Genomic DNA, 24,117 nt, shown 5'->3' with positions numbered 1-24,117 from the left:
CGTGCCGTCCCCCCGTCGCCTGCTGCTCGTCAACGGACCCAACCTGAACCTGCTCGGCGTGCGCGAACCCGAGGTCTACGGGACCGAGACCCTCGCCGACGTCGAGAGCCTGGTGCAGCGGACCGCGGCCGACGCCGGCTACGAGCTGCGCGCCGTCCAGAGCAACCACGAAGGCGTGCTCATCGACGCGATCCACGCCGCGCGCACCGACTGTGCGGGCATCATCATCAACCCCGGCGGATTGACGCACACCTCCGTCGTGCTGCGGGACGCTCTCGCGGGTGTGGCCCTGCCGGTCGCTGAGGTGCACATCTCCGACGTCATGGCGCGGGAACCCTTCCGGCACCACTCCTACGTCGCCGATGTGGCCGTGGTCCACGTCATCGGCCGTGGCGTCGCAGGCTACGGGGAGGCGACCCGCGCCCTGCTCGCGACGCTCGACGACTGACCGTTCCCCGGGGGCGGATGCCGCGGCATCCCGTAGAATCGATCGTCGGCCGCTCTGGCCCCCGAACTCATCGAACGGAAAACCGCACTCTCATGGCATCCACTGCAGACATCAAGAACGGCGTCGTCCTGTCCATCGACGGACAGCTCTGGAACGTCGTCGAGTTCCAGCACGTGAAGCCCGGCAAGGGCGGGGCCTTCGTCCGCACGAAGCTGAAGAACGTCGTCTCGGGCAAGGTCGTCGACCGCACGTACAACGCGGGCGCGAAGATCGAGATCGAGAACGTCGACCGTCGCGACTTCACCTACCTGTACAACGACGGCGACAGCTACGTCTTCATGGACGTCGCCGACTACGACCAGCTGAACGTCTCGGCCACCGTCGTGGGCGACGCGGCCAACTACCTGCTCGAGAACCAGCAGGTCCAGATCGCGCTGAACAACGGCAACCCGCTCTACGTCGAGATGCCGGCATCCGTCGTCCTCGAGATCACCTACACCGAGCCGGGCCTGCAGGGCGATCGCTCGTCGGCCGGCACCAAGCCCGCCACGCTCGAGACCGGCTACGAGATCCAGGTGCCGCTGTTCGTCGAGCAGGGCACGAAGGTCAAGGTCGACACGCGCACCGGGGACTACCTCGGCCGCGTGAACTGACCGACCGATGAGCGCACGGAGCAAGGCGCGCAAGCGCGCCCTCGACATCCTGTACCAGTCCGACATCCGCGGGGATGACCTCGCCGTGACCCTCGCCGCCGAGGCGAAGCGCGCGGCGAGCGAACCCGCGCGCGAGGCGTCGTGGCTGTACGCCCGCGAGATCGTCGACGGCGTCATCGACACCCAGAGCGAGATCGACGAGCAGATCGTCACGCACGCCCGCGACTGGAAGCTCGAGCGGATGCCGGCGGTCGACCGCGCGATCCTCCGCATCGGTGTGTGGGAGATCCTGCACAACGACGACGTGCCCACCGCGGTCGCGATCGACGAGGCCGTGGAACTCGCCAAGGAGTTCTCGACCGACGACTCGGGGTCGTTCGTCCACGGCGTGCTCGGCCGCATCGCGCGGAGCTGACGCCTCCGCAGCGACCTCAGCGCGCGGGGCGCGGCGCTGCGAGGGCTCTCGTGCCGCGCCCAGCGCGCCGCACGACGAGTCCGGCGCTGACGCCAACGACGAGGAAGAAGGCGGCGAAGCTCGTGTTCGCGAGCACGAGCCAGGCCGCCGAGTCGGCGCCGGTGACCGGGAGCACATCGCCGAGGTCGCCCAGAGACATGCCGACCCCGAAGGCCAGCGCGAAGTAGACGGGAAGACCGCAGGCCAGCAGGGCGAGGTATGCCAGAGCGACCCCTTCCTGCGTGACGAGGTACATGAGCTGCGCATAGAGGACGACGAGCACCGTCCCGGTCACCAGGATCGCCTCGCGCACACGTGTCATCTCGCCCCCTCGGCTCATCCTGACATGTGCCCCGGGGGCCTCGCGCGCCCCGCTAGACTGGAGGCACACAAGCAACCTTTAACACCGTCCTGTGAGGCGGAGAAGGGAGCGGCGGATGACTTCGCGCATCGTCTTGCACGACAGCGACATCGCCCGCGCACTCACGCGCATCTCTCATGAGATCCTCGAGTCGAACAAGGGCCCCGACGGGCTCGTTCTCCTCGGGATCCCCACCCGCGGCGTCACCCTGGCCGAACGCATCGCCGCGCTCATCGCGTCGTACACCGGCGCGACCGTTCCGGTCGGCGCACTCGACGTCACGATGTACCGCGACGATCTGCATCGCAATCCGACGCGGACGCCGCGCCCGACCGAGATCCCCGCCGGCGGCGTCGACGCGAAGACCGTCGTCCTCGTCGACGACGTGCTGTTCTCCGGGCGCTCGATCCGCGCCGCGCTCGACGCGCTCCAGGACATCGGCCGCCCCGCGGTCGTCCGGCTCGCGATCCTCGTCGACCGCGGCCACCGCGAGCTGCCGATCCGTCCGGACTTCGTCGGCAAGAACTTGCCGAGCTCGCGCGACGAGCGTGTCAACGTCCGCCTCGCGGACGTCGACGGCGCCGAGGAGGTGACGATCGCCTCATGAGGCACCTGCTCGACACCCGCACCCTCTCCCGCGAGGACGCGCTCCGCATCCTCGACGTCGCCGAGGACATGCGCGACACACAGTCCCGCGAGATCAAGAAGCTCCCCACGCTCCGGGGCAAGACGGTCGTGAACCTCTTCTTCGAGGACTCGACGCGCACCCGGATCTCGTTCGAGGCGGCCGCGAAGCGGCTGTCCGCCGACGTCATCAATTTCTCGGCGAAGGGATCGTCGGTCTCGAAGGGCGAATCGCTCCAGGACACCGCGCAGACCCTGCAGGCCATGGGGGCGGATGCCGTCGTGATCCGCCACGGTGCCTCGGGCGCGCCGCACACGCTCGCCACGAGCGGCTGGATCTCGGCCGGAGTGCTCAACGCCGGAGACGGGACGCATGAGCACCCGACGCAGGCGCTGCTGGACGCGTTCACGATCCGCAAGCGCTTCTACGGAGATGACAGCCGCGGACGCGATCTGTCGGGCCTGCACGTCGCGATCGTCGGCGACATCCTGCATTCCCGGGTCGCGCGCTCCAACGTCTGGCTGCTCACGAGTCTCGGCGCCCGCGTGACCCTCGTCGCCCCGCCGACCCTCGTTCCCCAGGACGTGTCGGCCTGGCCGGTCGCGGTCGTGTACGACCTCGATCAAGCGATCGCCGACGCCCCCGACGCGGTCATGATGCTGCGCATCCAGCTCGAGCGCATGAATGCCGCCTATTTCCCCACTGAGCGGGAGTATTCCCGTCGGTGGGGACTGGACGCGGCGCGGATGGCCGCGCTTCCGACCGATAGCATTGTGATGCACCCCGGTCCCATGAACCGGGGTCTGGAGATCTCCGCCGACGCCGCCGATTCGCCACGATCGACCGTTCTCGAACAGGTCGCGAACGGGGTGTCGGTGCGCATGGCGGCGCTCTACCTGCTCCTGGCAGGGGAGCGGCCCACGAACCACGCACAGGAGGAGGCCCGATGAGCGAGACCATCCTCATCCGCGGAGCGCGGATCGACGGCGGTATCGCCGCCGACTTGCTGATCCGGGACGGCGTCATCACCGAGCTGGGTTCCGGACTGAGCGACGCCGGGGCACGGACGGTGGATGCCGACGGCCTCATCGCGCTGCCGGGGCTCGTCGACCTGCACACCCACCTCCGCGAACCCGGCTACGAGGCGTCCGAGACGATACTCACCGGCTCGCGCGCGGCCGCCGCGGGCGGTTACACGACCGTCTTCGCGATGCCGAACACGTCGCCGGTGGCGGACACGGCCGGTGTCGTCGAGCAGGAACTCGCCCTCGGCGAAGCGGCCGGGTATGTCCACGTGCAGCCGATCGGCGCCGTCACGGTCGGGCAGAAGGGCGAGCGGCTCGCCGAACTCGGCGCGATGGCATCCTCGCGTGCCCGGGTCCGCGTCTTCAGCGACGACGGCTTCTGCGTGTTCGACCCGCTGATCATGCGGCGCGCGCTCGAGTACGTGAAGTCCTTCGACGGCGTGGTCGCGCAGCACGCGCAGGACCCTCGGCTCACCGAGGGCGCCCAGATGAACGAGGGCACCGTGTCGGCCGAGCTCGGGCTCACCGGGTGGCCGGCCGTCGCCGAGGAGTCGATCATCGCCCGCGACGTGCTGCTCGCCGAGCACGTCGGGTCCCGCCTGCACGTGTGCCACCTCTCCACCGCCGGTTCCGTCGACCTCATCCGATGGGCGAAGAAGCGCGGCGTCCACGTCACCGCCGAGGTCACGCCGCACCATCTGCTCCTCACCGAGGACCTCGTCCGCGGCTACGACCCGCGGTTCAAGGTGAACCCGCCACTGCGCCGCGACGAGGACGTCCTCGCCGTCCGCGAGGGTCTTGCCGACGGCACGATCGACATCGTCGCGACCGACCACGCGCCGCACCCCGCCGAGGCGAAGACGTGCGAGTGGCAGGCCGCCGCCAACGGCATGGTGGGACTGGAATCCGCCCTGCGCGTCGTGCACACCGCGATGATCGAGACGGGCCTGCTCGAGTGGGCCGACGTCGCGCGTGTGATGTCGACCGCTCCGGCGCGGATCGGCCGACTGGCTGATGCGGGGACGCCGCTGGCCGTCGGAGCCCCGGCATCCCTCACCCTCTACGACCCCGCCCCCGTGCGGGCGTTCACGACCGGCGACCTCCGCGGCCGCAGCGTGAACTCGCCCTACCTCGGCAGGGACCTGCCCGGCGAGGTGCGCGCGACGTTCTTCCGCGGCCGCCAGACCGTGGCGGACGGCGTCGTCGTCGACGAGGTCGCCTCGTGAGCCGCGAGGGCGCCGGCCTCATCATGGCGGCGGTCGCGGCGCTCCTGATCATCGCGGGCCTCATCGCCTGGCGACGACGATCCCGGCGGGATGCGGGTCTGACCGCTCCCGTCGGCGAGGCACCCGTCGGCGCGACGACACGACTGCGGTCCGAGGGACTGTACGTCGCGACGACGCGCCACGACGAACCGCTCGAGCGGCTCGCCATCGGCGGGCTGGCCTTCCGGTCGCGCGTCGACGTCACCGTCACCGACCGCGGGGTCGCCCTCGACCTCACCGGCCAACCCCGGGTGTTCCTCGCCGCGGACCGACTGGTCGCCGCGGGACAGGCCACGGTGGCGATCGACCGGGTCGTCGAGCGCGACGGGCTCGTCCGCGTCGCGTGGACGACGCCCGAAGGCACCCTCGTCGACAGCTACCTCCGCCCGCAGGACACCTCGGCCCGCTCGCTCGCCGACGCGATCGCCCAGGTCGTCCCCGCCACCCCCACTCCCACCTCCCCCCAGCAGACTCCCGGAAGCGACGCATGAGCATTCAGAGATTCCAGGCTCCCGAACCCGCCGTCCTCGTCCTCGAAGACGGCTCCCGACACCCCGGCCACGCCTACGGCGCACGCGGCACCACCCTGGGCGAGGTCGTCTTCGCCACCGCGATGACCGGCTATCAGGAGACGATCACCGACCCGTCGTACGCGGGCCAGATCGTCCTGCAGACCGCACCCCACATCGGCAACACCGGTATGAACGTCGACGACCCCGAGTCCCGCCGCATCTGGGTGTCGGGCTACGTCATGCGCGACCCTTCGCGGATCGTCTCGAACTGGCGCGCCGACCACTCGCTCGAGGACGCCCTCGTCCGTGACGGCATCGTCGGCATCAGCGGCATCGACACGCGTGCGGTGACCCGCGTGCTCCGCTCGGCCGGCTCCATGCGCGGCGGTGTGTTCTCGGGGGATGCCGCATCCCTCGCCGACGACGAGCAGCTGCGCATCGTGCGCGAGGCGCCCGAGATGAGCGGGCAGAACCTGTCGGCTGACGTCTCGGTCTCGGCCGCCGAGGTGACCCCCGCCGTCGGCGAGAGGATCGGCAACCTCGCGATCCTCGACCTCGGGGTGAAGCAGGCGACCGTGAACAACCTCGCGGCGCGCGGGTTCGAGGTCCACGTCCTGCCGCAGTCGATCACGTTCGCCGACGTCCAGGCGATCGACCCGGTCGCGGTGTTCTACTCGAACGGCCCCGGCGACCCGGCGGCATCCGACCGTCACGTCGCGCTGCTGCGCGAGGTGCTGGATGCCGGCCTGCCCTTCTTCGGCATCTGCTTCGGCAACCAGCTGTTCGGGCGCGCGCTCGGCTTCGGTACCTACAAGCTGCCGTTCGGCCACCGCGGCATCAACCAGCCCGTCCTCGACAAGACGACCGGGCGCGTCGAGATCACCGCGCACAACCACGGGTTCGCCGTGGACGCGCCGATCGAGGGCGTCATCGACAGCCCGAACGGCTACGGCCGCGTCGAGGTCAGCCACGTCGGCCTCAACGACAACGTGGTGGAGGGCCTGCGCGCCCTCGACATCCCGGCGTTCAGCGTGCAGTACCACCCCGAGGCCGCCGCCGGCCCGCACGACGCCAACTACCTCTTCGACCGCTTCCGCGACCTCGTGATCGCCACTCAGGAGACGACCAAGAATGCCTAAGCGCGACGACATCCAGAGCGTCCTCGTCATCGGATCCGGCCCGATCGTCATCGGTCAGGCCTGCGAGTTCGACTACTCCGGCACCCAGGCGTGCCGCGTGCTGCGCGAGGAAGGCGTGCGCGTCATCCTCGTGAACTCCAACCCCGCGACGATCATGACCGACCCCGACTTCGCCGACGCCACCTACGTCGAGCCGATCACCCCCGAGGTCATCGAGACGATCATCGCGAAGGAGAAGCCCGACGCGATCCTCCCGACCCTCGGCGGCCAGACCGCGCTCAACGCGGCGATGGCCCTCCACGACCGCGGGATCCTCGAGAAGTACGGCGTCGAGCTCATCGGCGCCAAGGTCGACGCCATCCGCAAGGGCGAGGACCGCCAGGTCTTCAAGGAGCTCGTCCTCGAATCCGGCGCCGATGTCGCCCGTAGCGTCATCGCCCACACGATGGACGACCTGCTGGCCGGCGCCGCCGAGCTCGGCTACCCGCTCGTGGTCCGCCCCTCGTTCACGATGGGCGGCCTCGGGTCCGGCTTCGCCTACAACGAGGAGGACCTCCGCCGTATCGGCGGCGCGGGCCTGCGCGACTCGCCGACGACCGAGGTGCTCCTCGAGGAGTCGATCCTCGGCTGGAAGGAGTACGAGCTCGAGCTCATGCGCGACACGGCCGACAACACGGTCGTCGTCTGCTCGATCGAGAACGTCGATCCCGTCGGCGTGCACACGGGCGACTCGATCACCGTCGCGCCGGCGCTGACCCTGACCGACCGCGAGTACCAGAAGCTCCGCGACATCGGCATCGACATCATCCGCGCCGTCGGCGTCGACACCGGCGGCTGCAACATCCAGTTCGCCGTCGACCCGGCGACGGGGCGCATCATCGTCATCGAGATGAACCCCCGCGTCTCGCGCTCGTCGGCCCTGGCCTCGAAGGCGACGGGCTTCCCGATCGCCAAGCTCGCCGCGAAGCTCGCCATCGGCTACCGCCTCGACGAGGTGCCGAACGACATCACCAAGGCGACGCCGGCAAGCTTCGAGCCGACGCTCGACTACGTCGTGGTGAAGGTCCCGCGCTTCAACTTCGAGAAGTTCCCCGCCGCCGACACCACCCTCACGACGACCATGAAGTCGGTCGGCGAGGCGATGGCGATCGGGCGCAACTACACGACGGCGCTGCAGAAGGCGCTTCGTTCGCTCGAGAAGCGCGGCTCCAGCTTCCACTGGGGGCCCGAGGACCGCTCCGTCGAGCAGCTTCTCGAGATCGCGAAGACGCCGACCGACGGCCGCATCGTCGTCCTGCAGCAGGCGCTCCGTAAGGGTGCGACACTCGAGCAGGCGTTCGAGGCGACGGCCATCGACCCGTGGTTCCTCGACCAGATGATCCTCATCAACGAGGTGGCCGAGTACATCCGCGAGGCCGACGCCCTGACCGAGGACATCCTGCGCCTCGCGAAGGACCACGGCTTCAGCGACGCCCAGATCGCCGAGCTGCGCGGCGTCGACGAGGCGGAGGTGCGCGGCATCCGTCACGGCTTCGGTCTTCGCCCGGTCTACAAGACGGTCGACACGTGCGCGGGGGAGTTCCCGGCGCTCACGCCTTACCACTACTCCTCGTACGACCGCGAGACCGAGGTCACGCCGAGCGAGGGTCGCAAGATCGTCATCATCGGCTCGGGCCCGAACCGCATCGGCCAGGGCGTCGAGTTCGACTACTCGTGCGTCCACGCCTCGTTCGCCCTGTCGGATGCCGGTTTCGAGACCATCATGGTCAACTGCAACCCCGAGACGGTCTCGACCGACTACGACACGAGCGACCGGCTCTACTTCGAGCCGCTGACGCTCGAGGACGTGCTCGAGGTGCTCCACGCCGAGGCGCAGTCCGGTGAGATCGTCGGCGTCGTCTGCCAGCTCGGCGGTCAGACCCCGCTCGGCCTCGCGAAGGGGATCGAAGCCGCCGGCTACACGATCCTCGGCACGAAGCCCGCCGCCATCGACATCGCCGAGGAGCGCGAGCAGTTCTCGCAGCTGCTGGACCGCGCGGGTCTGACGGCGCCGCGCCACGGCACCGCGACCGATGAGGCGGGGGCGATCGCGATCGCCGAGGAGATCGGGTACCCCGTGCTCGTGCGCCCGAGCTTCGTGCTCGGCGGTCGCGGCATGGAGATCGTCTACGACACCGAGAGCCTGCGCGACTACTTCGTCCGCATCGCCGACCAGGCGATCATCCGCGAGGACGCGCCGCTCCTGGTTGACCGGTTCCTGGACGACGCCGTCGAGATCGACGTCGACGCGCTCTTCGACGGCGAGCAGCTCTACATCGGCGGCGTCATGGAGCACCTCGAGGAGGCCGGCATCCACTCCGGCGACTCCTCGTGCACCCTGCCGCCGATGTCGCTCGGGCGCGGGGAGATCGACCGGGTGCGCACCGCGACCCACGCGATCGCCGAGGGCGTCGGCGTGCGCGGCCTTCTGAACGTGCAGTTCGCGGTCTCGGCCGGGGTCCTGTACGTCATCGAGGCGAACCCGCGCGCCTCGCGCACCGTGCCCTTCGTGTCCAAGGCGCTCGGCATTCCGATGGCCAAGGCTGCGAGCCGCATCATGGCCGGCGCGACGATCGCCGAGCTGATCGCCGAGGGGCTGCTCCCCGAGCAGGACGGCTCGCGCGTGCCGCTTGACGCCCCCGTCGCCGTGAAGGAGGCCGTGCTGCCCTTCAAGCGGTTCCGCACCGCCGACGGCCGGACCGTCGACTCGGTCCTCGGACCCGAGATGCGCTCCACCGGTGAGGTCATGGGCATCGACCGCGACTTCCCGACGGCATTCGCGAAGAGCCAGGCTGCGGCCTACGGCGGGATGCCGACCTCGGGTACGGTGTTCCTGTCCGTGGCCGATGACGACAAGCGCGCCGTCATCCTCCCCGCCCACCGCTTGCAGGAGCTCGGCTACACCCTCGTCGCGACCGAGGGGACCGCCGAGATCCTCGCCCGCAACGGCATCCGGGTGGAGGTCGTGTCGAAGTACTCCGAGACGCAGGACTCCGGCGAATCCAACGTCGTCGACCTCATCAACGCGGGCGAGATCGACATCGTCGTGAACACCCCGTCGGGCGGCATCGCCCGCGCCGACGGCTACGAGATCCGTGCCGCCGCCGTGGCGGCCGACAAGGCGCTGTTCACGACGATGGCCGTCCTCGGTGCGGCGGTGTCGGCCATGCCGGTGCTCCGCGAGGGGTTCCAGGTGCGCAGCCTGCAGGAGTACGCCGCAGACCGGAAGGCGGCGGTGTGACCTCATTCGGTTCACGGCTGGCCGCGGCGGTCGACGCCCGCGGTCCGCTGTGCGTCGGCATCGACCCCCACGCGTCCCTCCTGCACGCGTGGGGGCTCCCGGCATCCGCTGCGGGGGTCCGCGAGTTCGGTCTGCGCGTCGTTGACGCCGCGCGCACCCGAGTGGGTGTCGTGAAACCGCAAGTGGCGTTCTTCGAGCGCTACGGTTCGGCCGGGTACGCGGCGCTCGAGGAGGTCATCGGCACCGCACGTGCCGCGGGACTCGTCGTGATCGCCGACGCCAAGCGCGGCGACATCGGCACGACGATGGACGGGTACGCCGAGGCATGGCTCGGGGCCGGCTCCCCGCTGGAATCGGATGCCGTCACCGTGAGCCCGTACCTGGGTCCGGACTCTTTGCGGGGCACGATCGCGACGGCCGTCCGCGAAGGCAAGGGCGTGTACGTCCTCGCCGCCACGAGCAACCCGGAGGCGGCGGGCCTGCAGTCCGCCGAGGTCACCGTCGTCGACGCCGAGCGCGGCCAGACCGTCGCCGACTGGGTCGCGCAGCGCGCCGGGTCCGCCAACGCGTCCGCGGTCGTCGCGGACGACCGGTTGGGACCGGTCGGGTTCGTCGTCGGGGCTACAGTGGAACGCGCCGATCTCGGCCTGTCGGACGCCTCGCTCGTCCGCGCGTCGATCCTCGCACCGGGGTTCGGTGCGCAGGGCGCCCGCCTGAGCGACCTCGCCGAGCGGTTCGGTCCGCTCGCACCGCAGGTGCTCGCGAGCGCGAGCCGCAGCATCCTCGGCGTGGGTCCCGACGGGATCGGCGAGGCCATCGACTCCCACAACTCCGAACTCCAGGACGCACGACATGCCTGACTCCCGCACCCCTCCCGAGGTCGACCGCGCCGCCGCGTCGCGTCGCGCCGTGGCCGCCCGCCGTGAGCGCGCCGCCCTCAAACGCGACGTGTCGACCCGCGTCATCAGCCCGCAGGATCTGCTGCGCCGCGCGTGGGCGGAGCCGCAGTCGTCGGCTGCCGCGATGCGCGTCACGGAGTTCCTGACGGCGATCCCTGCGATCGGCGAGGGCAAGCGCGACCGCATCCTGGCCGACCTGCAGATCGCGCCGGTGAAGAAGATCGGCGGTCTCGGCATCCGTCAGCGTCAGGTCCTGCAGGAGTACCTCGACCGGCGCCTGCCCGAGCCCCGGGCCCGCGGGGAGCGCAGCCGCCTGATCGTGCTCGCCGGCCCGACCGCCGTCGGCAAGGGTACGGTGGCGGCCCATATCAAGGAGCACCACCCCGAGATCCTGCTGTCGGTCTCGGCGACGACGCGTCCGCCTCGGCCGGGAGAGGTCGAGGGCGAGCACTACTTCTTCGTCGACGACGCCGAGTTCGACCGCATGGTCGAGGGCGGCGAGCTGCTCGAGCACGCCACGGTCCACAACGCCTATCGGTACGGAACGCCGCGCCGGCCCATCGACGCCGCCCTGTCGGAGGGTCGGACGGTCCTGCTGGAGATCGACCTCCAGGGCGCGCGTCAGGTGCGGGCCGCGGCCCCGGATGCGACGCTCGTCTTCCTCCTCCCGCCGAGCTGGGACGAGCTCGTGAGCCGCCTCGTGGGGCGGGGCACCGAGGGCGAGGAGGAACGCGCGCGCAGGCTGAAGACCGCCCGCGTCGAGCTCGCCTCGCAGGGGGAGTTCGACTACCGCGTCGTGAACGACGACGTGGCCCGGGCCGCCGCAGAAGTCGCGAGCCTCGCCAGCTGAGCACCCTCGGGCGCCGTTCGTTTCAGACCGTTACGGCCGATGAGGCGTGACGGCGACGGTCCGGAAAGCTGGACGCATGTCCACCGTCCTGACCGCCGCTGAGCGTGCGTCGAACCCGTCCGCCCCGAGCGGTGCGGTCTCGCTGGTCGGCGTGGAACGCACCTTCGCGGGTGCGCGCGGCCCGGTCCCGGTGCTCCGCGGCATCGACCTCACGTTCGAGCCCGGTGAGATCGTCGCCGTCGTCGGCCCGTCCGGATGCGGCAAGTCCACCCTGCTGCGACTGCTGGCCGGTCTGGACTCGCCGACCGCAGGCACGGTGACCGTGGACGGCCTCCTTCTGCGCGACACCGACGAGCGCACCGCCGTCGCCTTCCAGGAGCCCCGGCTGCTGCCGTGGCGCACCCTCGCCGAGAACGTCGAACTCGGGATGCCGCGCGGCACCGCGCGCGCCGCCGCGAAGGCCCGTGTCGCCGAGCTCCTCGACCTCGTGGGTCTCTCCGCCGCCGCAGCGCGTCGCCCCCGTGAGGTCTCGGGCGGTATGGCCCAGCGCGCATCGCTCGCGCGTGCCCTCGCCCGCGGGCCGGAGGTGCTGCTGCTCGACGAGCCGTTCGGCGCCCTCGACGCGCTGACGCGCCTGCGCATGCAGGACCTTCTCCTCGACATCCACTCCGCCGAACCGACGACCGTCGTCCTGGTGACGCACGACGTCGAGGAGGCCCTCTACCTCGCCGACCGCGTGCTGCAGCTGCGCGCGATCGACGCCGACACCGCGGAGCCCTCGATCGCCCGCGTGATCAACGTCCCCGGCACCCGCCCCCGTGACCGTGCCGATCACGGCTTCACGGACCTGCGCGCCGAGCTCCTCGACGGACTCGGCGTCGTCACCCACCGCTCAACCCCTCAGGAGACCCGATGAGCACCGTCATCCGCCGCACCGCCCCCACGATCGTCGTGGCGGGAGCGTTGATGCTCATGGCCACGGGCTGCCTCGCCGGCGAGAACGCCGCGTCCACCTCCGAGGGTGCGGGGGAGTGGTCCACCGACACGCTCTCGATCGACTTCGCGACCTACAACCCGCTCAGCCTCGTCGTGAAGGACCAGGGGCTCATCGAGAAGGCACTCGGCGACGACGTCGACGTGGAGTGGACGCAGTCCGCGGGGTCCAACAAGGCCAACGAACTGCTGCGCGCCGGTTCGCTCGACGTCGGTTCGACCGCCGGCTCGGCCGCGCTGCTCGCCCGCGCCAACGGGTCGCCGATCAAGGTCATCGACATCTTCTCGCAGCCCGAGTGGTCGGCGATCGTGGTGGGCCCGGACAGCGACATCGCGTCCGTCGCCGACTTGAAGGGCAAGAAGGTCGCCGCCACGAGCGGCACCGACCCGTACTTCTTCCTGCTGCAGGCGCTGGAGACCGAGGGCCTCAGCATCTCGGACGTCGAGGTGCAGAACCTGCAGCACGCCGACGGGCGCTCGGCGCTCGACGGCGGCTCGGTCGACGCGTGGGCGGGCCTCGACCCGATCATGGCCGCCGCCGAAGTCGAGTCCGGTGACAAGCTCGTCTACCGCAACGTCGACTTCAACTCCTACGGCTTCCTCAACGCGACCGAGGAGTTCCTCGCCGATCACGCCGACGTCGCGCAGGTCGTCGTCGACGCGTACGAGGAGGCGCGCGAGTGGGCACTCGCGAACCCCGACGAGACCGCGGCGCTGCTCGCCGAGGTGGCGGGCATCGACCCGGCCGTCGCGACCACCGTGATCTCCGAGCGCTCGAACCTCGACGTGAGCGGCATCCCCGGCGACGACCAGCTGGCCGTGCTGAAGAAGATCGCCCCGGTCCTCGTCGACTCTGACGCCGTGACGGGCGGCCAGGATGCCGTCGACACGGCGCTCGAGACCATCATCGAGCCGACCTTCGCCGAGAAGGCCGCGGGCTGATCATGACGGCCTCCGCAGAGGCGACCACCACCGTCGCGGCGCCCTCGGGCGCGGCGGCGGTGCCGCCGTTCTGGTCCCGCACGAGCGTCCGTGTCGTCGGCGGGTTCGTCGTTCCGATCGCGCTCCTCGCGTTGTGGCAGGCGGTCACGGCCTTCGGTGTGATCCCGACCTATCGCCTCCCCGCACCGCTCGACGTGCTGAACGCGGCCGTCCGGCTGGCAGAGGACGGCACGTTGTGGCGGCATGTCGCCATCTCCGCGCAGCGCGTCGTGCTCGGATTCGCGCTGGGCTCGGTTGTCGGCCTCGCTCTGGCGGCCGTCGTCGGGCTGACGCGCGCGGGGGATGTGCTCCTCAGCCCGATCCTCGCCGCGTTCCGCGCGATCCCCTCGCTCGCGCTCGTGCCCCTGCTGCTGCTCTGGATGGGCATCGGGGAGGAACCGAAGGTGACCCTTGTCGCGATCGGAGCGTTCTTCCCGGTCTTCACGACCGTCGCGGGCGCGCTGCGCCATGTCGACCCGCATGTCGTGGAGATGGGCCGTTCGTTCGGGCTCCGCGGCTGGCAATTGTTCCGCACGGTTCAGCTGCCGGCCACAGTGCCCGCCCTGATCTCGGGGCTGCGCTTGGCGCTCGCCCAGGCATGGCTGTTCCTGGTCGCGGCTGAACTGATCTCCGCCTCGATGGGGCTCGGATACCTGCTCACCGACTCGCAGAGCACCGGTCGCGTCGACAGGATCTTCCTCGCGATCGTCGTCCTTGCGGGCCTCGGCGTGCTCTCCAACGCGCTGGTCACACTCCTGCAGCGCCGTGTCCTGCGGAGATGGTCGTGACGGAGAACAGCGCCGACGAGGTCCGCCTCGTCGAGACCCGCACCTATCCCGCACCGGAGGCTTTCGCCGCCCAGGCGAACGTGACCGCGTCGGCCTATGCCGAGGCGGCGGCTGATCCCGTCGCGTTCTGGGAGGACGCCGCCCGTCGCCTCGACTGGGCGACCCCCTGGCACACCGCGCTCGACTGGCGTCCGCCTGTCCGTTCGGCAGACGACGGCCTCACCGTGCCCGCCGCCCGATGGTTCGACGGCGGCACCCTCAACGTCGCCGTCAACTGCGTCGACCGCCACGTCGCGGCCGGGCGCGGTGACACGGTGGCACTGCACTTCGAGGGCGAGCCCGGTGATCGCACGACGGTCACCTACGCGGACCTGCAGCGCCGGGTGTCGCAGGCGGCGAACGCGCTCGTCGCGCTCGGCATCCGTCCTGGCGATCGCGTCGTCGTCTATCTGCCCGTCCTCGTCGAAACGGTCGTGATCGCTCTGGCCTGCGCACGGATCGGCGCCGTCCATTCGCTCGTGTTCGGTGGGTTCTCAGCCGAGGCTCTGCGCTTCCGACTGGAGGACACCGGGGCGAAGCTGCTCGTCACGAGCGACGGCCAGTTCCGTCGCGGGGGAGCGGTCGAGGTGAAGTCCGCCGCGGATGCCGCCGCCGCCGGCCTCGCCACGGTCGAGCACGTCCTCGTCGTCCGACGCACGGGGAGCGACGTGCCCTGGACCCCCGGTCGCGACGTGTGGTGGCACGACGTCGTCGACACCGCGTCGGCCCTCCACGAGGCGGCTCCGTTCGACGCGGAGCATCCGCTGTTCATCATCTACACCTCCGGAACGACGGGGAAGCCGAAGGGACTCGTCCACACCTCGGGCGGATACCTGACGCATGCGAGCTGGGCCCACTGGGCACACTTCGACGCGAAGCCCGACGACGTGCACTGGTGCACGGCCGACCTCGCGTGGGTGACGGCGCACACCTACGAGATGTACGGTCCCCTCTCGAACGGACTGACGCAGGTGATCTACGAGGGCACCCCGGATGCGCCGCACCGCGAGCGTCACCTCGAGATCATCGAGCGCTACGGCGTCACCGTGTACTACACGGCGCCTACCCTCATCCGCACCTTCATGACGTGGTTCGGTGACGACCTCCCCGCCGGGCACGACCTGTCGAGCATCCGCCTCCTCGGGACGGTGGGAGAGGCGATCAATCCCGCCGCATGGGCGTGGTTCCGCCGGGCGTTCGGCCGGGACGAGGTCCCCGTGGTCGACACGTGGTGGCAGTCCGAAACGGGCGCCGCGATGATCGCACCCCTGCCGGGAGTGACCACTCTGAAGCCCGGCTCCGCGACGGTGCCGCTGCCGGGGATCGACGCGGCGGTCGTGGACGCCGACGGCCGCGAGGTCGAGCCCGGACGCTCCGGCACGCTCGTCGTCCGCCGGCCGTGGCCGGGCATGGCACGCACGGTCTGGGGCGACCCGACGCGGTACCGGGATTCGTACTGGTCCGCCTTCGCGGGCCATGGCGACCACGGCGGCTACTACGTCGCGGGTGACGGTGCGACACGCGACGCCGACGGGCACATCTGGATCCTGGGTCGCCTCGACGACGTCGTGAACGTCTCGGGGCACCGCCTGTCGACGATCGAGATCGAGTCCGCCCTCGTCGCACACGGCTCGGTGGGGGAGGCGGGGACGACGGGCGTCGCCGACCCCGTCACCGGTCACGCCGTCGCCGCGTTCGTCGTCCCGTCCGGGGCGAACGCGCCCGACGCCGCCGACCTCCGCGCGCACGTCGCCCGCGAGATCGGACCGGTCGCCAAGCCGCGACACGTCGTGATCGTGCCCGACCTCCCGAAGACACGGTCCGGCAAGATCCTCCGTCGCCTTCTCGCCCAGCTGTGGGAGGCGGAGCAGGACCGTCGCGCCGGCCGCGAACCCGCGCCGCTGGGCGACACCACCTCCTTGCAGAACCCCGACGCCGTCGCCCGGATCGCCGCAGCCCTCGCGGCTGCATAGTCCCCATCCGTCAGAGAGAGAACATGACCGACGAACACCGTTTCGGCTTCCGCACACGCGCCCTGCACGCGGGCGGCACCCCGGATGCCGCGACCGGCGCCCGAGCCGTGCCCATCTACCAGACCTCCTCGTTCGTCTTCGACGACGCGACGGATGCCGCGAACCTCTTCGCCCTGCAGAAGTACGGCAACATCTACTCGCGGATCGGCAACCCCACCGTCGCCGCCCTCGAGGAGCGGCTCGCCTCGCTCGAGGGCGGGATCGGTGCCGTCGCTACCGCGTCCGGGATGAGTGCCGAGTTCATCACTTTCGCAGCGCTCGTGGGCGTCGGTGACCACGTCGTCGCCTCCGCCCAGCTCTACGGCGGCACCGTGACGCAGCTCGATGTGACGCTGCGTCGGTTCGGCGTCGACACGACGTTCATCGCCTCCAGCGACCCCGCCGACTACGCCGCCGCGATCCGGCCCGAGACCAAGGTGCTGTACGTCGAGACGATCGGCAACCCGTCGGGTGAGATCGCCGACATCGAGGGTCTCGCCGAGGTCGCGCACGCCGCCGGCATCCCGCTCGTCGTCGACTCGACCCTCGCGACGCCGTATCTCGCGCGACCGCTCGAGCACGGTGCCGACATCGTCATCCATTCCGTGACGAAGTTCCTGGGCGGACACGGGACGACCCTCGGCGGCGTCGTCATCGAGAAGGGCACCTTCGACTGGGGGAACGGCAAGTTCCCGCAGATGACCGAGCCCGTGGCCTCGTACGGCGGCATCCGCTGGTGGGACAACTTCGGCGAGTACGGCTTCCTCACCAAGCTCCGCACCGAGCAGCTGCGCGACATCGGTGCGGCGCTCAGTCCGCACTCCGCCTTCCTGTTGCTGCAGGGCGTCGAGACCCTCCCGCAGCGGATCGATGCGCATCTCGCGAACGCGCGTGTCGTCGCGGAATGGCTCGATTCCGACCCGCGTGTCTCTTTCGTCACGTGGGCGGGACTGCCCGGCCACCCGCACCACAGCCGGGCCGAGAAGTACCTCCCCCTGGGACCCGGGTCGGTCTTCGCCTTCGGTGTGAAGGCAGGCGACGAGACGTCGACCGAGGCCGACCGCGTGGCCGCCGGCAGGCGGGCGGGGGAGGCCGTCATCGATGCCCTGCAGCTCGCCTCGCACCTGGCGAACATCGGCGATGCCCGCACCCTCGTCATCCACCCCGCGTCGACCACCCACCAGCAGCTGAGTGCGGAGCAGCTCGTCGCCGCGGGCGTCCCCGCCGACCTCATCCGCATCTCGGTCGGTCTCGAAGACCCCGAGGACATCGTCTGGGACCTCGATCAGGCCCTCACCCGAGCGACAGGAGTCAGCCGATGAGCGATCCGAACGCGTGCGCACTCCCGGCTCCCGCCGTTGCTCCCCACCGGGAACACGCTCGCACATGGCCCTCCGCCGGAGCGCAGGAGCGGTTCGAGATCCTCCGCCGCGCCAAGACGATCGCGATCGTCGGCGCCTCCGACAACCCCGCACGCGCGAGCTACTTCGTCGCGACGTACCTGCGGGGGAGCTCGCCGTACGACGTGTACTACGTCAACCCGCGCGCCACCGAGATCCTCGGGCAGCCCGCCTACGCTTCGCTCGCCGACCTGCCCGTCGTCCCCGACATCGTGGACGTCTTCCGCAAGCACGACGACCTGCCCGGCGTCGCGCAGGAGGCGGTGGATGCCGGTGCGTCGACCCTCTGGCTGCAGCTGGGGTCGTGGCACGAGGGTGCCGCGAAGATTGCCGCCGATGCGGGTCTGTCGGTGGTCATGGACCGCTGCGTGAAGATCGAGCACGCCCGGTTCCACGGCGGTCTGCACCTCGCCGGTTTCGACACCGGGGTACTCAGTTCGAAGCGGCAACTGCTCAGTCGCTGACGGTGCGCGGCGGAGCGCCGCGGCGCCCTGTAGACTGGCGGGATGCCGTGTCGCGCACACACGCGTCCGTGCAGACTTCTCGCCTCACCCATCCTGGAGGACTACCATGGCCAACCGTGACCAGGGCATCATCGACCCGCCCATCGACGCACTGCTCGACAAGGTCGACTCGAAGTACCAGCTCGTCATCTACGCATCCAAGCGCGCGCGTCAGATCAACGACTACTACTCCGACCTCCACGAGGGAAACCTCTTCGACAACGTGGGTCCGCTGGTCGACTCGAACGTCGAGGACAAGCCCCTCACGATCGCGCTCCACGAGATCCACGAGGACAAGCTGCGCCTGCGCGCGGCCGAGTGACCTCGACGCCTCGAATCTGACGCCACACGGCGTCATCCTCATGCCCGCGTGTCCCCCGTGTCGGGGACCGCGGGCATGATGGTTTCCATACCCCCGATCCGCCCTCTGGAGGACCGATGACCGCGCTGCGCCTGTTCACGTCGGAGTCCGTGACCGAAGGTCACCCCGACAAGATCTGCGACCAGATCTCCGACAGCATCCTCGACGCGCTCCTGGAGGTCGACCGCGGCAGCCGCGTCGCCGTCGAGACGCTCGTGACGACGGGGCTCGTGCACGTCGCGGGCGAGGTCCGCACGGACGGCTACGTCGACATCCCCGGCATCGTCCGTCGGGTGGTGAACCGCATCGGGTACACCTCGTCCGAGACGGGGTTCGACGGCGACTCGTGCGGTGTGACGGTCTCGATCGGCGAGCAGTCCGGCGACATCGCCGCCGGCGTCGACAACGCGCTCGAGCACCGCGAAGGCGGTTCCGTGGACCCGGTCGACGCCCTCGGGGCCGGCGACCAGGGGATCATGTTCGGCTACGCGACGAACGAGACCCCGCAGTACATGCCGACCGCGATCTGGACGGCGCACCGCCTCGCCGAGCGGCTGACCGACGCGCGTCGCAGCGGCGCGCTCCCGTTCCTGCGCCCCGACGGCAAGACGCAGGTCACCCTCGGATACGACGGCACGACGCCCCGCACGATCGACACCGTCGTGCTGTCCACCCAGCACCACCCCGACATCTCGTTGCCGGCCCTCCGCGCGGCGGTGCAGGCGGAGGTCATCGACCCCGTGCTCGGGCAGACGGGGCTCGACGTCTCGGAGGTGCGGTACGTCATCAACCCCGCCGGCCCGTTCGTCGTCGGCGGTCCGAAGGGCGACGCGGGCCTGACCGGACGGAAGATCATCATCGACACGTACGGCGGTGCCGCCCGTCACGGGGGCGGCGCGTTCAGCGGTAAGGACCCGTCCAAGGTCGACCGCTCCGCCGCCTACGCGATGCGCTGGGTCGCCAAGAATGCCGTCGCCGCGGGCCTGGCCGACCGTCTCGAGGTACAGGTCGCCTACGCGATCGGTCGCGCGGCGCCCGTGGGTCTGTACGTCGAGACCTTCGGCACCGGTCACGTCTCCGACGAGGCGATCACCGCCGCGATCCGCGATGTGTTCGACCTGCGCCCGCAGGCGATCATCGACGACCTCGACCTACTGCGTCCGGTCTACGCGCAGACGGCCGCCTACGGACACTTCGGACGCGAGCTGCCGGAGTTCACCTGGGAGCGCACCGACCGCGTCGACGCGCTGCGGGCCGCCGCCGGTCTCTGACCCCGCTGTGATCGATGTCGCGCGGGTCCTCATCGACTCGCCGCTGCCCCAGCTCGACCGGCTGTTCGACTACGCCCTCCCCGAGGCGCTCCGAGAGGCGGCCGTCCCCGGCGTCCGCGTCAAGGTACCCCTGCGCAGCGCCGGTCGCACCGTGGAGGGATGGGTCATCGAGCGTGCCGAGGTGGAGCCGGGCGGGCGCCCCCTGTCCGAGGTGACGGCGGTCGTCTCGGCCGTGCCGATCCTTCCCGACGCGCTCTACCGGCTCGCCCGGCGGGTCGCGGACCGCGCCGCCGGCTCCGCGAGCGACATCCTGCGCCTCGCCGTCCCGAAGCGGATGGTCCGCGCCGAGAAGGCGTGGCTGGCCGCCGACCCGCCCGAGGCGCCGACGGTGGATCCGGATGCCGCGACCCGCGCGCGGGCGACGGTGGACGTCTACCCTGGCCTCGCCGACGCGATCCGAGCGGGCGAGCGGCTGGCGGTCGACGCGCCCCCGCATCCGGCTCCCGGTCAGCTGCGCGGTGCGTGGGCGGACCTGCTCGCCGCCTTGGCGACACTCGTCCTGGACAGCGGTCGCAGTGCGCTCGTCGTGGTGCCCGACCATCGCGACCAGTCGCAGATCCTGGACGCCCTGGCGGGTCTCGTCCCTGCGGAGGCAATCGTCCGGGACGACGCGCGACGCTCCGGACCGGAACGTTTCGCCACGTATCTGCGTCTGCTGGCTTCCGCGCCGTGCATCGTGGTGGGCAACAGGTCGACGGTCTACGCCCCCGCGCACGACGTCGGTGCGGTCCTGCTCTGGGACGACGGCGACCCGCTGCTCGCGGAGCCGCTGAGCCCCGGTGTGCACGCGCGCGACGCCGCCCTCGTCCGGCAGGAGGAGGAGCAGTCCGCGCTCCTGTTCGCGGGACACACCCGCACCACGGACGTCGAACGCCTCGTCCAGGTGGGGTGGGTCCGCGAGGTGCCCGCGCAGCGCCGTGCGAGCCCTCGCGTGGTCCTGTCGGCCACGCACGAGGCCGAGCACCGCGGCGCTCGCGTGCCGTCGGCGGCCTTCGGGGCTGCCCGCGAGGCCCTCCGGCACGGACCTGTTCTCGTCCAGGTCGCCCGCCCGGGCTACTCGCCGGTACTCATCTGCGCGGAGTGCCGTCATCCGGCGCGCTGCCGCCACTGTTCCGGCCCGCTCCGCGCCCGTCGACCCGGCGCGACCCCCGACTGCGGTTGGTGCGGGCGGTCGGCCCCGAACTGGACGTGCGCGAACTGTCAGGGCACGCGGTTCCGCATGGCGTCGTCGGGTAGCGAACGCACCGCCGACGAGCTCGGCCGGGCGTTCCCCGGCATCCGCGTCATCGTCGCCGACGGCGACCACCCCGTCGCCTCGGTCGACGCGCGACCGGCGCTCGTCATCGCGACCCGGGGTGCGGAGCCGCCCGCCGACGGGGGGTACCGCGCCGTCATCCTGCTCGACGGCGACAAGATGCTGATGGCCGAGCAGCTGCGGATCGGGGAGTCGTGTCTGCGCTGGTGGTCGAACGCCGCCGCCCTCGCCGCCCCGGGCGCGCCCGTGCACCTGGTCGGTGTCACCGGACCCGTCGCGCGCGCCCTCGCGACCTGGACGCAGGCCGCGTACGCCCGCGCGGAGCTCGCCGATCGCGCTCCGCTGCTGATGCCGCCGACGGTACGCGTGGTCGCTGTCGAGGGAGCCCCGGCATCTGTCGACCGTGCCCTCGCCGAGCTCCGCGAAGCGGTTCCCGATCTCGGTCCGATGAACGTGCTCGGACCTGTGCCGACCGATGACGGCGCACGCGCACTGGTGCGGATCGACTACGCCCACGGACGGACTGTGGCCGAGCAGCTGCGCGCCTCGGTCGTCGCCGACGCCGTCCGGGGACGACGTCGGGGTCCGGGGCCGCGGACTACACTCAGGGTTCGGCTCGATGTGCCCGAGCTCGATCTGTGAGGACCTGCATGCGCGTCGTTTTCGCCGGAACACCCGAACCGGCCGTCCCCTCGCTCCGTGCCCTCGCGGCCTCGTCCCACGACGTCGTCGGAGTCGTCACACGTCGTGATGCGCCGTTCGGCCGCAAGCGGGTGCTGACACCGTCGCCCGTCGCGGTCGCCGCCGAGGAGCTGGGTCTGACCGTCATCAAGGCCGACCGCCTGGACGACGAGGCGACGGCCGAGATCACGGCGCTCGATGCGGACCTCGGGGTCATCGTCGCGTACGGCGGTCTCGTGCGAGAGCCGCTGCTCTCCACACCGAGGCACGGCTGGATCAACCTGCATTTCTCGCTGCTTCCGAAGTGGCGGGGGGCAGCGCCGGTCCAGCACGCGCTGATCGCAGGAGACCGCGTGACGGGCGCCGCGGTGTTCCAGCTGGTACCGGCCCTCGACGCCGGCGACGTCTTCGCCGAACTGCGCTACGACGTCCCGCGCGGGGCGACCGCCGGCGATGTGCTCGCCGACCTCGCGGTCTCGGGCGCGGAGCTCGTCTCGGGTGTCGTCGATGCGATCGCGGACGGTACGGCCGTCGCGACTGCGCAGCGCGGCGAGCCCACGCTGGCGCCGAAGCTCATGCAGGCGGACGGTGCGCTCGACGTGTCACAGCCCGCCGACCGCGTCGTCGACCGCTTCCGGGGTACGACGCCCGAGCCGGGCGCGCACCTCAGCGTCGGCGGCGCCCGCGTCAAGGTCCACGCCGCACTGCGCGGGCCCGACACCGAGCTCGAGGTCGGCAGGCTCGCGCTCCTCGGGCGGGACGTCCTCGTCGGGACGGGGGAGGGCACCGTCCTCCTGCGCACCGTGCAGCCCGCGGGCAAGGGATCCATGCCCGCCGCGGACTGGTGGCGTGGCCTTCGCGCCGACCAGCCGCGTGTCGACCTGCCAGGGGCGTCGTCGTGACCGCCGCCCGCGACGTCGCCTACGCCGTCATCCACGCCGTCGGGGCCGACGACGCGTACGCCAATCTCCTGCTGCCCCGCGAACTCGAGCGCGCGCGCTTGTCGACGGCGGATGCCGCTCTCGCCACCGAGCTCACCTACGGGACGCTCCGTCGTGTCGGAACGTACGACGCCGTGATCGAGATCGCCGCGGCCCGACCGGCGTCGGGGATCGACGCCCCCGTTCTCGACGCGCTGCGCCTCGGGACCCATCAGCTCCTCGCGACCCGCGTCCCCGCGCACGCCGCGGTCCACGAGACAGTGGACCTGGTGGCGCGCGTCGCCGGCCGCCGGGCAACCGGCTTCGCCAATGCGGTCCTGCGGCGCGTGTCGGAGCGTGACGAGGAGGAGTGGCTCACCCGCATCGAGGATGCGGCGCGCTCGGACGACGAGCGGCTGTCGGTGCGGTATGCGCACCCCGTCTGGATCATCCGGGCGTTCCGCCGCGCACTGGCGGCCGAGGGTCGCGAGGCGGAGCTGCTCGACCTGCTGTCGGCGGATAACGCCGCGCCCACCGTCACCCTGTCGGCCCTGCCCGGCGTCGGCGAGATCCCCGCGGACGCCGAGCGCACACCGTACTCTCCGCTGGGCTTCCGGCTCGCCGGCGGCGACCTCGACCGGGTCGTCCGTGCCTCGGGCGGCGCCGTCCGGGTGCAGGACGAAGGCTCGCAGCTCGCGGCTCTCGCGCTGTCGCGGGCGCGGCCGGTACGTGCGGGGGAGCGCTGGCTCGACCTCTGCGCCGCACCCGGAGGCAAGACCGCGGTCCTTGCGGCCGAAGCGGCCGTCCACGGTGCGGAGCTCGAGGCGAACGAGCTCTCGCCCGTGCGGGCGCGACTCGTCCGCCAGTCGGTCGCCGCCGTCCCGATCGAGGTCCCCGTCTCGGAGGAGGACGGCCGCACACGTGCCGGCCGCGGTGTGTACGACCGCATTCTCGTCGACGCCCCGTGCACCGGACTCGGCGCCCTCCGGCGTCGTCCCGAGGCGCGGTGGCGCAAGGCTCCCGCGGATGTCCCCGAGCTCACCCAGCTGCAGACCGAACTCTTGTCCGCCGCGGTCGAGGCGCTTGCTCCGGGTGGGATCGTCGCCTACGTCACGTGTTCTCCGCACCTTGCCGAGACGGCGGGGGTGGTCGCCGAGGTCGAGCGCCGTTTCGGTGGCGACCTGACCCAGCTCGACGCGCGGGGGGTGCTCCGGGGCATCTCGGACGGCGACATCGACCTCGCAGATCCGACCGACGGATCCGGTCGCGCGCAGCTGTGGCCGCACCGTCATGCGACGGACGCGATGTCGATCTGGCTGCTGCGTCGATCGTGACCCGGCGT

The 24,117-nt window shown here is 71.1% G+C and carries 23 protein-coding genes; 22 read left to right on the top strand and 1 reads right to left on the bottom strand.

Annotated elements, in window-relative coordinates:
- The first annotated feature begins 1 nt into the window (after position 1).
- The 3 genes from ACIGEP_RS05155 (at position 2) to nusB (ending at position 1,516) form a co-directional block, all read left to right on the top strand.
- Positions 2–448, top strand: a complete 447-nt coding sequence (locus ACIGEP_RS05155) for a type II 3-dehydroquinate dehydratase (protein ID WP_396660534.1) — start codon at positions 2–4, stop codon at positions 446–448.
- Between the two features lie 92 nt (positions 449–540).
- Positions 541–1,101 carry an elongation factor P gene (gene efp, locus ACIGEP_RS05150; RefSeq protein ID WP_396660533.1) on the top strand — a complete coding sequence of 187 codons (561 nt, stop codon included), beginning with the start codon at positions 541–543 and terminating at the stop codon, positions 1,099–1,101.
- 7 nt (positions 1,102–1,108) lie between these two features.
- Positions 1,109–1,516: a transcription antitermination factor NusB gene (gene nusB / locus ACIGEP_RS05145; protein WP_396660532.1), complete on the top strand. Its 408-nt coding sequence runs from the start codon at positions 1,109–1,111 to the stop codon at positions 1,514–1,516.
- A gap of 16 nt (positions 1,517–1,532) precedes the next feature.
- Here the strand turns inward: nusB and ACIGEP_RS05140 are convergent, their stop codons facing one another.
- A complete protein-coding gene (locus ACIGEP_RS05140) occupies positions 1,533–1,877 on the bottom strand; it encodes a hypothetical protein (protein WP_396660531.1) in 345 nt (114 codons plus the stop codon).
- A gap of 115 nt (positions 1,878–1,992) precedes the next feature.
- On the opposite strand from ACIGEP_RS05140, the gene pyrR reads away from it, so the two are divergent.
- The 19 genes from pyrR to ACIGEP_RS05045 all read left to right on the top strand — a co-directional run bounded on the left by pyrR (position 1,993) and on the right by ACIGEP_RS05045 (position 24,109).
- Positions 1,993–2,523 carry a bifunctional pyr operon transcriptional regulator/uracil phosphoribosyltransferase PyrR gene (pyrR, locus tag ACIGEP_RS05135; protein ID WP_396660530.1) on the top strand — a complete coding sequence of 177 codons (531 nt, stop codon included), beginning with the start codon at positions 1,993–1,995 and terminating at the stop codon, positions 2,521–2,523.
- On the top strand, positions 2,520–3,491 hold the full coding sequence (locus ACIGEP_RS05130) for an aspartate carbamoyltransferase catalytic subunit (RefSeq protein WP_396660529.1): 972 nt from the start codon (positions 2,520–2,522) through the stop codon (positions 3,489–3,491). The genes pyrR and ACIGEP_RS05130 overlap by 4 nt, the downstream gene beginning before the upstream one ends.
- On the top strand, positions 3,488–4,792 hold the full coding sequence (locus ACIGEP_RS05125; RefSeq protein WP_396660528.1) for a dihydroorotase: 1,305 nt from the start codon (positions 3,488–3,490) through the stop codon (positions 4,790–4,792). Before ACIGEP_RS05130 ends, ACIGEP_RS05125 begins: the two co-directional genes overlap by 4 nt.
- Positions 4,789–5,322, top strand: coding sequence for a hypothetical protein (locus tag ACIGEP_RS05120; protein ID WP_396660527.1), 534 nt, complete (start codon positions 4,789–4,791; stop codon positions 5,320–5,322). The genes ACIGEP_RS05125 and ACIGEP_RS05120 overlap by 4 nt, the downstream gene beginning before the upstream one ends.
- The gene (gene carA / locus ACIGEP_RS05115; RefSeq protein WP_396660526.1) at positions 5,319–6,482 is read left to right on the top strand and encodes a glutamine-hydrolyzing carbamoyl-phosphate synthase small subunit; all 1,164 of its coding nucleotides are present in this window, start codon (positions 5,319–5,321) and stop codon (positions 6,480–6,482) included. The genes ACIGEP_RS05120 and carA overlap by 4 nt, the downstream gene beginning before the upstream one ends.
- The gene (gene carB / locus ACIGEP_RS05110; RefSeq protein WP_396660525.1) at positions 6,475–9,762 is read left to right on the top strand and encodes a carbamoyl-phosphate synthase large subunit; all 3,288 of its coding nucleotides are present in this window, start codon (positions 6,475–6,477) and stop codon (positions 9,760–9,762) included. Before carA ends, carB begins: the two co-directional genes overlap by 8 nt.
- Positions 9,759–10,622, top strand: coding sequence for an orotidine-5'-phosphate decarboxylase (gene pyrF / locus ACIGEP_RS05105; RefSeq protein WP_396660524.1), 864 nt, complete (start codon positions 9,759–9,761; stop codon positions 10,620–10,622). The genes carB and pyrF overlap by 4 nt, the downstream gene beginning before the upstream one ends.
- Positions 10,615–11,511 (top strand): guanylate kinase, encoded by an 897-nt coding sequence (gmk, locus tag ACIGEP_RS05100; RefSeq protein ID WP_396660523.1) that lies wholly within the window; start codon positions 10,615–10,617, stop codon positions 11,509–11,511. Before pyrF ends, gmk begins: the two co-directional genes overlap by 8 nt.
- Positions 11,512–11,587: 76 nt before the next feature.
- Positions 11,588–12,427 (top strand): ABC transporter ATP-binding protein, encoded by an 840-nt coding sequence (locus ACIGEP_RS05095; protein ID WP_396660522.1) that lies wholly within the window; start codon positions 11,588–11,590, stop codon positions 12,425–12,427.
- A complete protein-coding gene (locus ACIGEP_RS05090) occupies positions 12,424–13,446 on the top strand; it encodes an aliphatic sulfonate ABC transporter substrate-binding protein (protein WP_396660521.1) in 1,023 nt (340 codons plus the stop codon). Before ACIGEP_RS05095 ends, ACIGEP_RS05090 begins: the two co-directional genes overlap by 4 nt.
- A gap of 2 nt (positions 13,447–13,448) precedes the next feature.
- Positions 13,449–14,273: an ABC transporter permease gene (locus tag ACIGEP_RS05085; RefSeq protein ID WP_396660520.1), complete on the top strand. Its 825-nt coding sequence runs from the start codon at positions 13,449–13,451 to the stop codon at positions 14,271–14,273.
- Positions 14,264–16,285, top strand: a complete 2,022-nt coding sequence (gene acs, locus ACIGEP_RS05080; protein WP_396660519.1) for an acetate--CoA ligase — start codon at positions 14,264–14,266, stop codon at positions 16,283–16,285. The genes ACIGEP_RS05085 and acs overlap by 10 nt, the downstream gene beginning before the upstream one ends.
- Positions 16,286–16,308: 23 nt before the next feature.
- Positions 16,309–17,646 carry an O-acetylhomoserine aminocarboxypropyltransferase/cysteine synthase family protein gene (locus tag ACIGEP_RS05075; RefSeq protein WP_396660518.1) on the top strand — a complete coding sequence of 446 codons (1,338 nt, stop codon included), beginning with the start codon at positions 16,309–16,311 and terminating at the stop codon, positions 17,644–17,646.
- Positions 17,643–18,188 (top strand): CoA-binding protein, encoded by a 546-nt coding sequence (locus ACIGEP_RS05070; RefSeq protein WP_396660517.1) that lies wholly within the window; start codon positions 17,643–17,645, stop codon positions 18,186–18,188. Before ACIGEP_RS05075 ends, ACIGEP_RS05070 begins: the two co-directional genes overlap by 4 nt.
- A 106-nt stretch (positions 18,189–18,294) precedes the next feature.
- A complete protein-coding gene (gene rpoZ / locus ACIGEP_RS05065) occupies positions 18,295–18,549 on the top strand; it encodes a DNA-directed RNA polymerase subunit omega (protein ID WP_064002061.1) in 255 nt (84 codons plus the stop codon).
- Positions 18,550–18,665: 116 nt separating this feature from the next.
- Positions 18,666–19,859, top strand: a complete 1,194-nt coding sequence (gene metK / locus ACIGEP_RS05060; protein WP_396660516.1) for a methionine adenosyltransferase — start codon at positions 18,666–18,668, stop codon at positions 19,857–19,859.
- Positions 19,860–19,866: 7 nt separating this feature from the next.
- Positions 19,867–21,816 carry a primosomal protein N' gene (locus tag ACIGEP_RS05055; RefSeq protein ID WP_396660515.1) on the top strand — a complete coding sequence of 650 codons (1,950 nt, stop codon included), beginning with the start codon at positions 19,867–19,869 and terminating at the stop codon, positions 21,814–21,816.
- 8 nt (positions 21,817–21,824) lie between these two features.
- Positions 21,825–22,757, top strand: a complete 933-nt coding sequence (fmt, locus tag ACIGEP_RS05050; protein ID WP_396660514.1) for a methionyl-tRNA formyltransferase — start codon at positions 21,825–21,827, stop codon at positions 22,755–22,757.
- Complete coding sequence (locus tag ACIGEP_RS05045; RefSeq protein WP_396660513.1) at positions 22,754–24,109, top strand: RsmB/NOP family class I SAM-dependent RNA methyltransferase; 1,356 nt, start codon at positions 22,754–22,756, stop codon at positions 24,107–24,109. Before fmt ends, ACIGEP_RS05045 begins: the two co-directional genes overlap by 4 nt.
- The last annotated feature ends 8 nt before the right edge of the window (positions 24,110–24,117 follow it).

It is taken from the genome of Microbacterium sp. NPDC077663 (genome assembly GCF_044542795.1).
Classification (GTDB): Bacteria; Actinomycetota; Actinomycetes; order Actinomycetales; family Microbacteriaceae; genus Microbacterium.
This window is presented reverse-complemented; position numbering and strand designations above follow the sequence as displayed.

Bases quoted from the DNA above. Each gene is read 5' to 3' on its own strand.
- efp (WP_396660533.1), top strand. From the start codon at position 541: ATGGCATCCACTGCAGACATCAAGAACGGCGTCGTCCTGTCCATCGAC.
- nusB (WP_396660532.1), top strand. From the start codon at position 1,109: ATGAGCGCACGGAGCAAGGCGCGCAAGCGCGCCCTCGACATCCTGTAC.
- ACIGEP_RS05140 (WP_396660531.1), bottom strand. From the start codon at position 1,877: ATGACACGTGTGCGCGAGGCGATCCTGGTGACCGGGACGGTGCTCGTC.
- pyrR (WP_396660530.1), top strand. From the start codon at position 1,993: ATGACTTCGCGCATCGTCTTGCACGACAGCGACATCGCCCGCGCACTC.
- ACIGEP_RS05130 (WP_396660529.1), top strand. From the start codon at position 2,520: ATGAGGCACCTGCTCGACACCCGCACCCTCTCCCGCGAGGACGCGCTC.
- ACIGEP_RS05125 (WP_396660528.1), top strand. From the start codon at position 3,488: ATGAGCGAGACCATCCTCATCCGCGGAGCGCGGATCGACGGCGGTATC.
- carA (WP_396660526.1), top strand. From the start codon at position 5,319: ATGAGCATTCAGAGATTCCAGGCTCCCGAACCCGCCGTCCTCGTCCTC.
- carB (WP_396660525.1), top strand. From the start codon at position 6,475: ATGCCTAAGCGCGACGACATCCAGAGCGTCCTCGTCATCGGATCCGGC.
- gmk (WP_396660523.1), top strand. From the start codon at position 10,615: ATGCCTGACTCCCGCACCCCTCCCGAGGTCGACCGCGCCGCCGCGTCG.
- ACIGEP_RS05095 (WP_396660522.1), top strand. From the start codon at position 11,588: ATGTCCACCGTCCTGACCGCCGCTGAGCGTGCGTCGAACCCGTCCGCC.
- ACIGEP_RS05090 (WP_396660521.1), top strand. From the start codon at position 12,424: ATGAGCACCGTCATCCGCCGCACCGCCCCCACGATCGTCGTGGCGGGA.
- ACIGEP_RS05085 (WP_396660520.1), top strand. From the start codon at position 13,449: ATGACGGCCTCCGCAGAGGCGACCACCACCGTCGCGGCGCCCTCGGGC.
- acs (WP_396660519.1), top strand. From the start codon at position 14,264: ATGGTCGTGACGGAGAACAGCGCCGACGAGGTCCGCCTCGTCGAGACC.
- ACIGEP_RS05075 (WP_396660518.1), top strand. From the start codon at position 16,309: ATGACCGACGAACACCGTTTCGGCTTCCGCACACGCGCCCTGCACGCG.
- ACIGEP_RS05070 (WP_396660517.1), top strand. From the start codon at position 17,643: ATGAGCGATCCGAACGCGTGCGCACTCCCGGCTCCCGCCGTTGCTCCC.
- rpoZ (WP_064002061.1), top strand. From the start codon at position 18,295: ATGGCCAACCGTGACCAGGGCATCATCGACCCGCCCATCGACGCACTG.
- metK (WP_396660516.1), top strand. From the start codon at position 18,666: ATGACCGCGCTGCGCCTGTTCACGTCGGAGTCCGTGACCGAAGGTCAC.
- fmt (WP_396660514.1), top strand. From the start codon at position 21,825: ATGCGCGTCGTTTTCGCCGGAACACCCGAACCGGCCGTCCCCTCGCTC.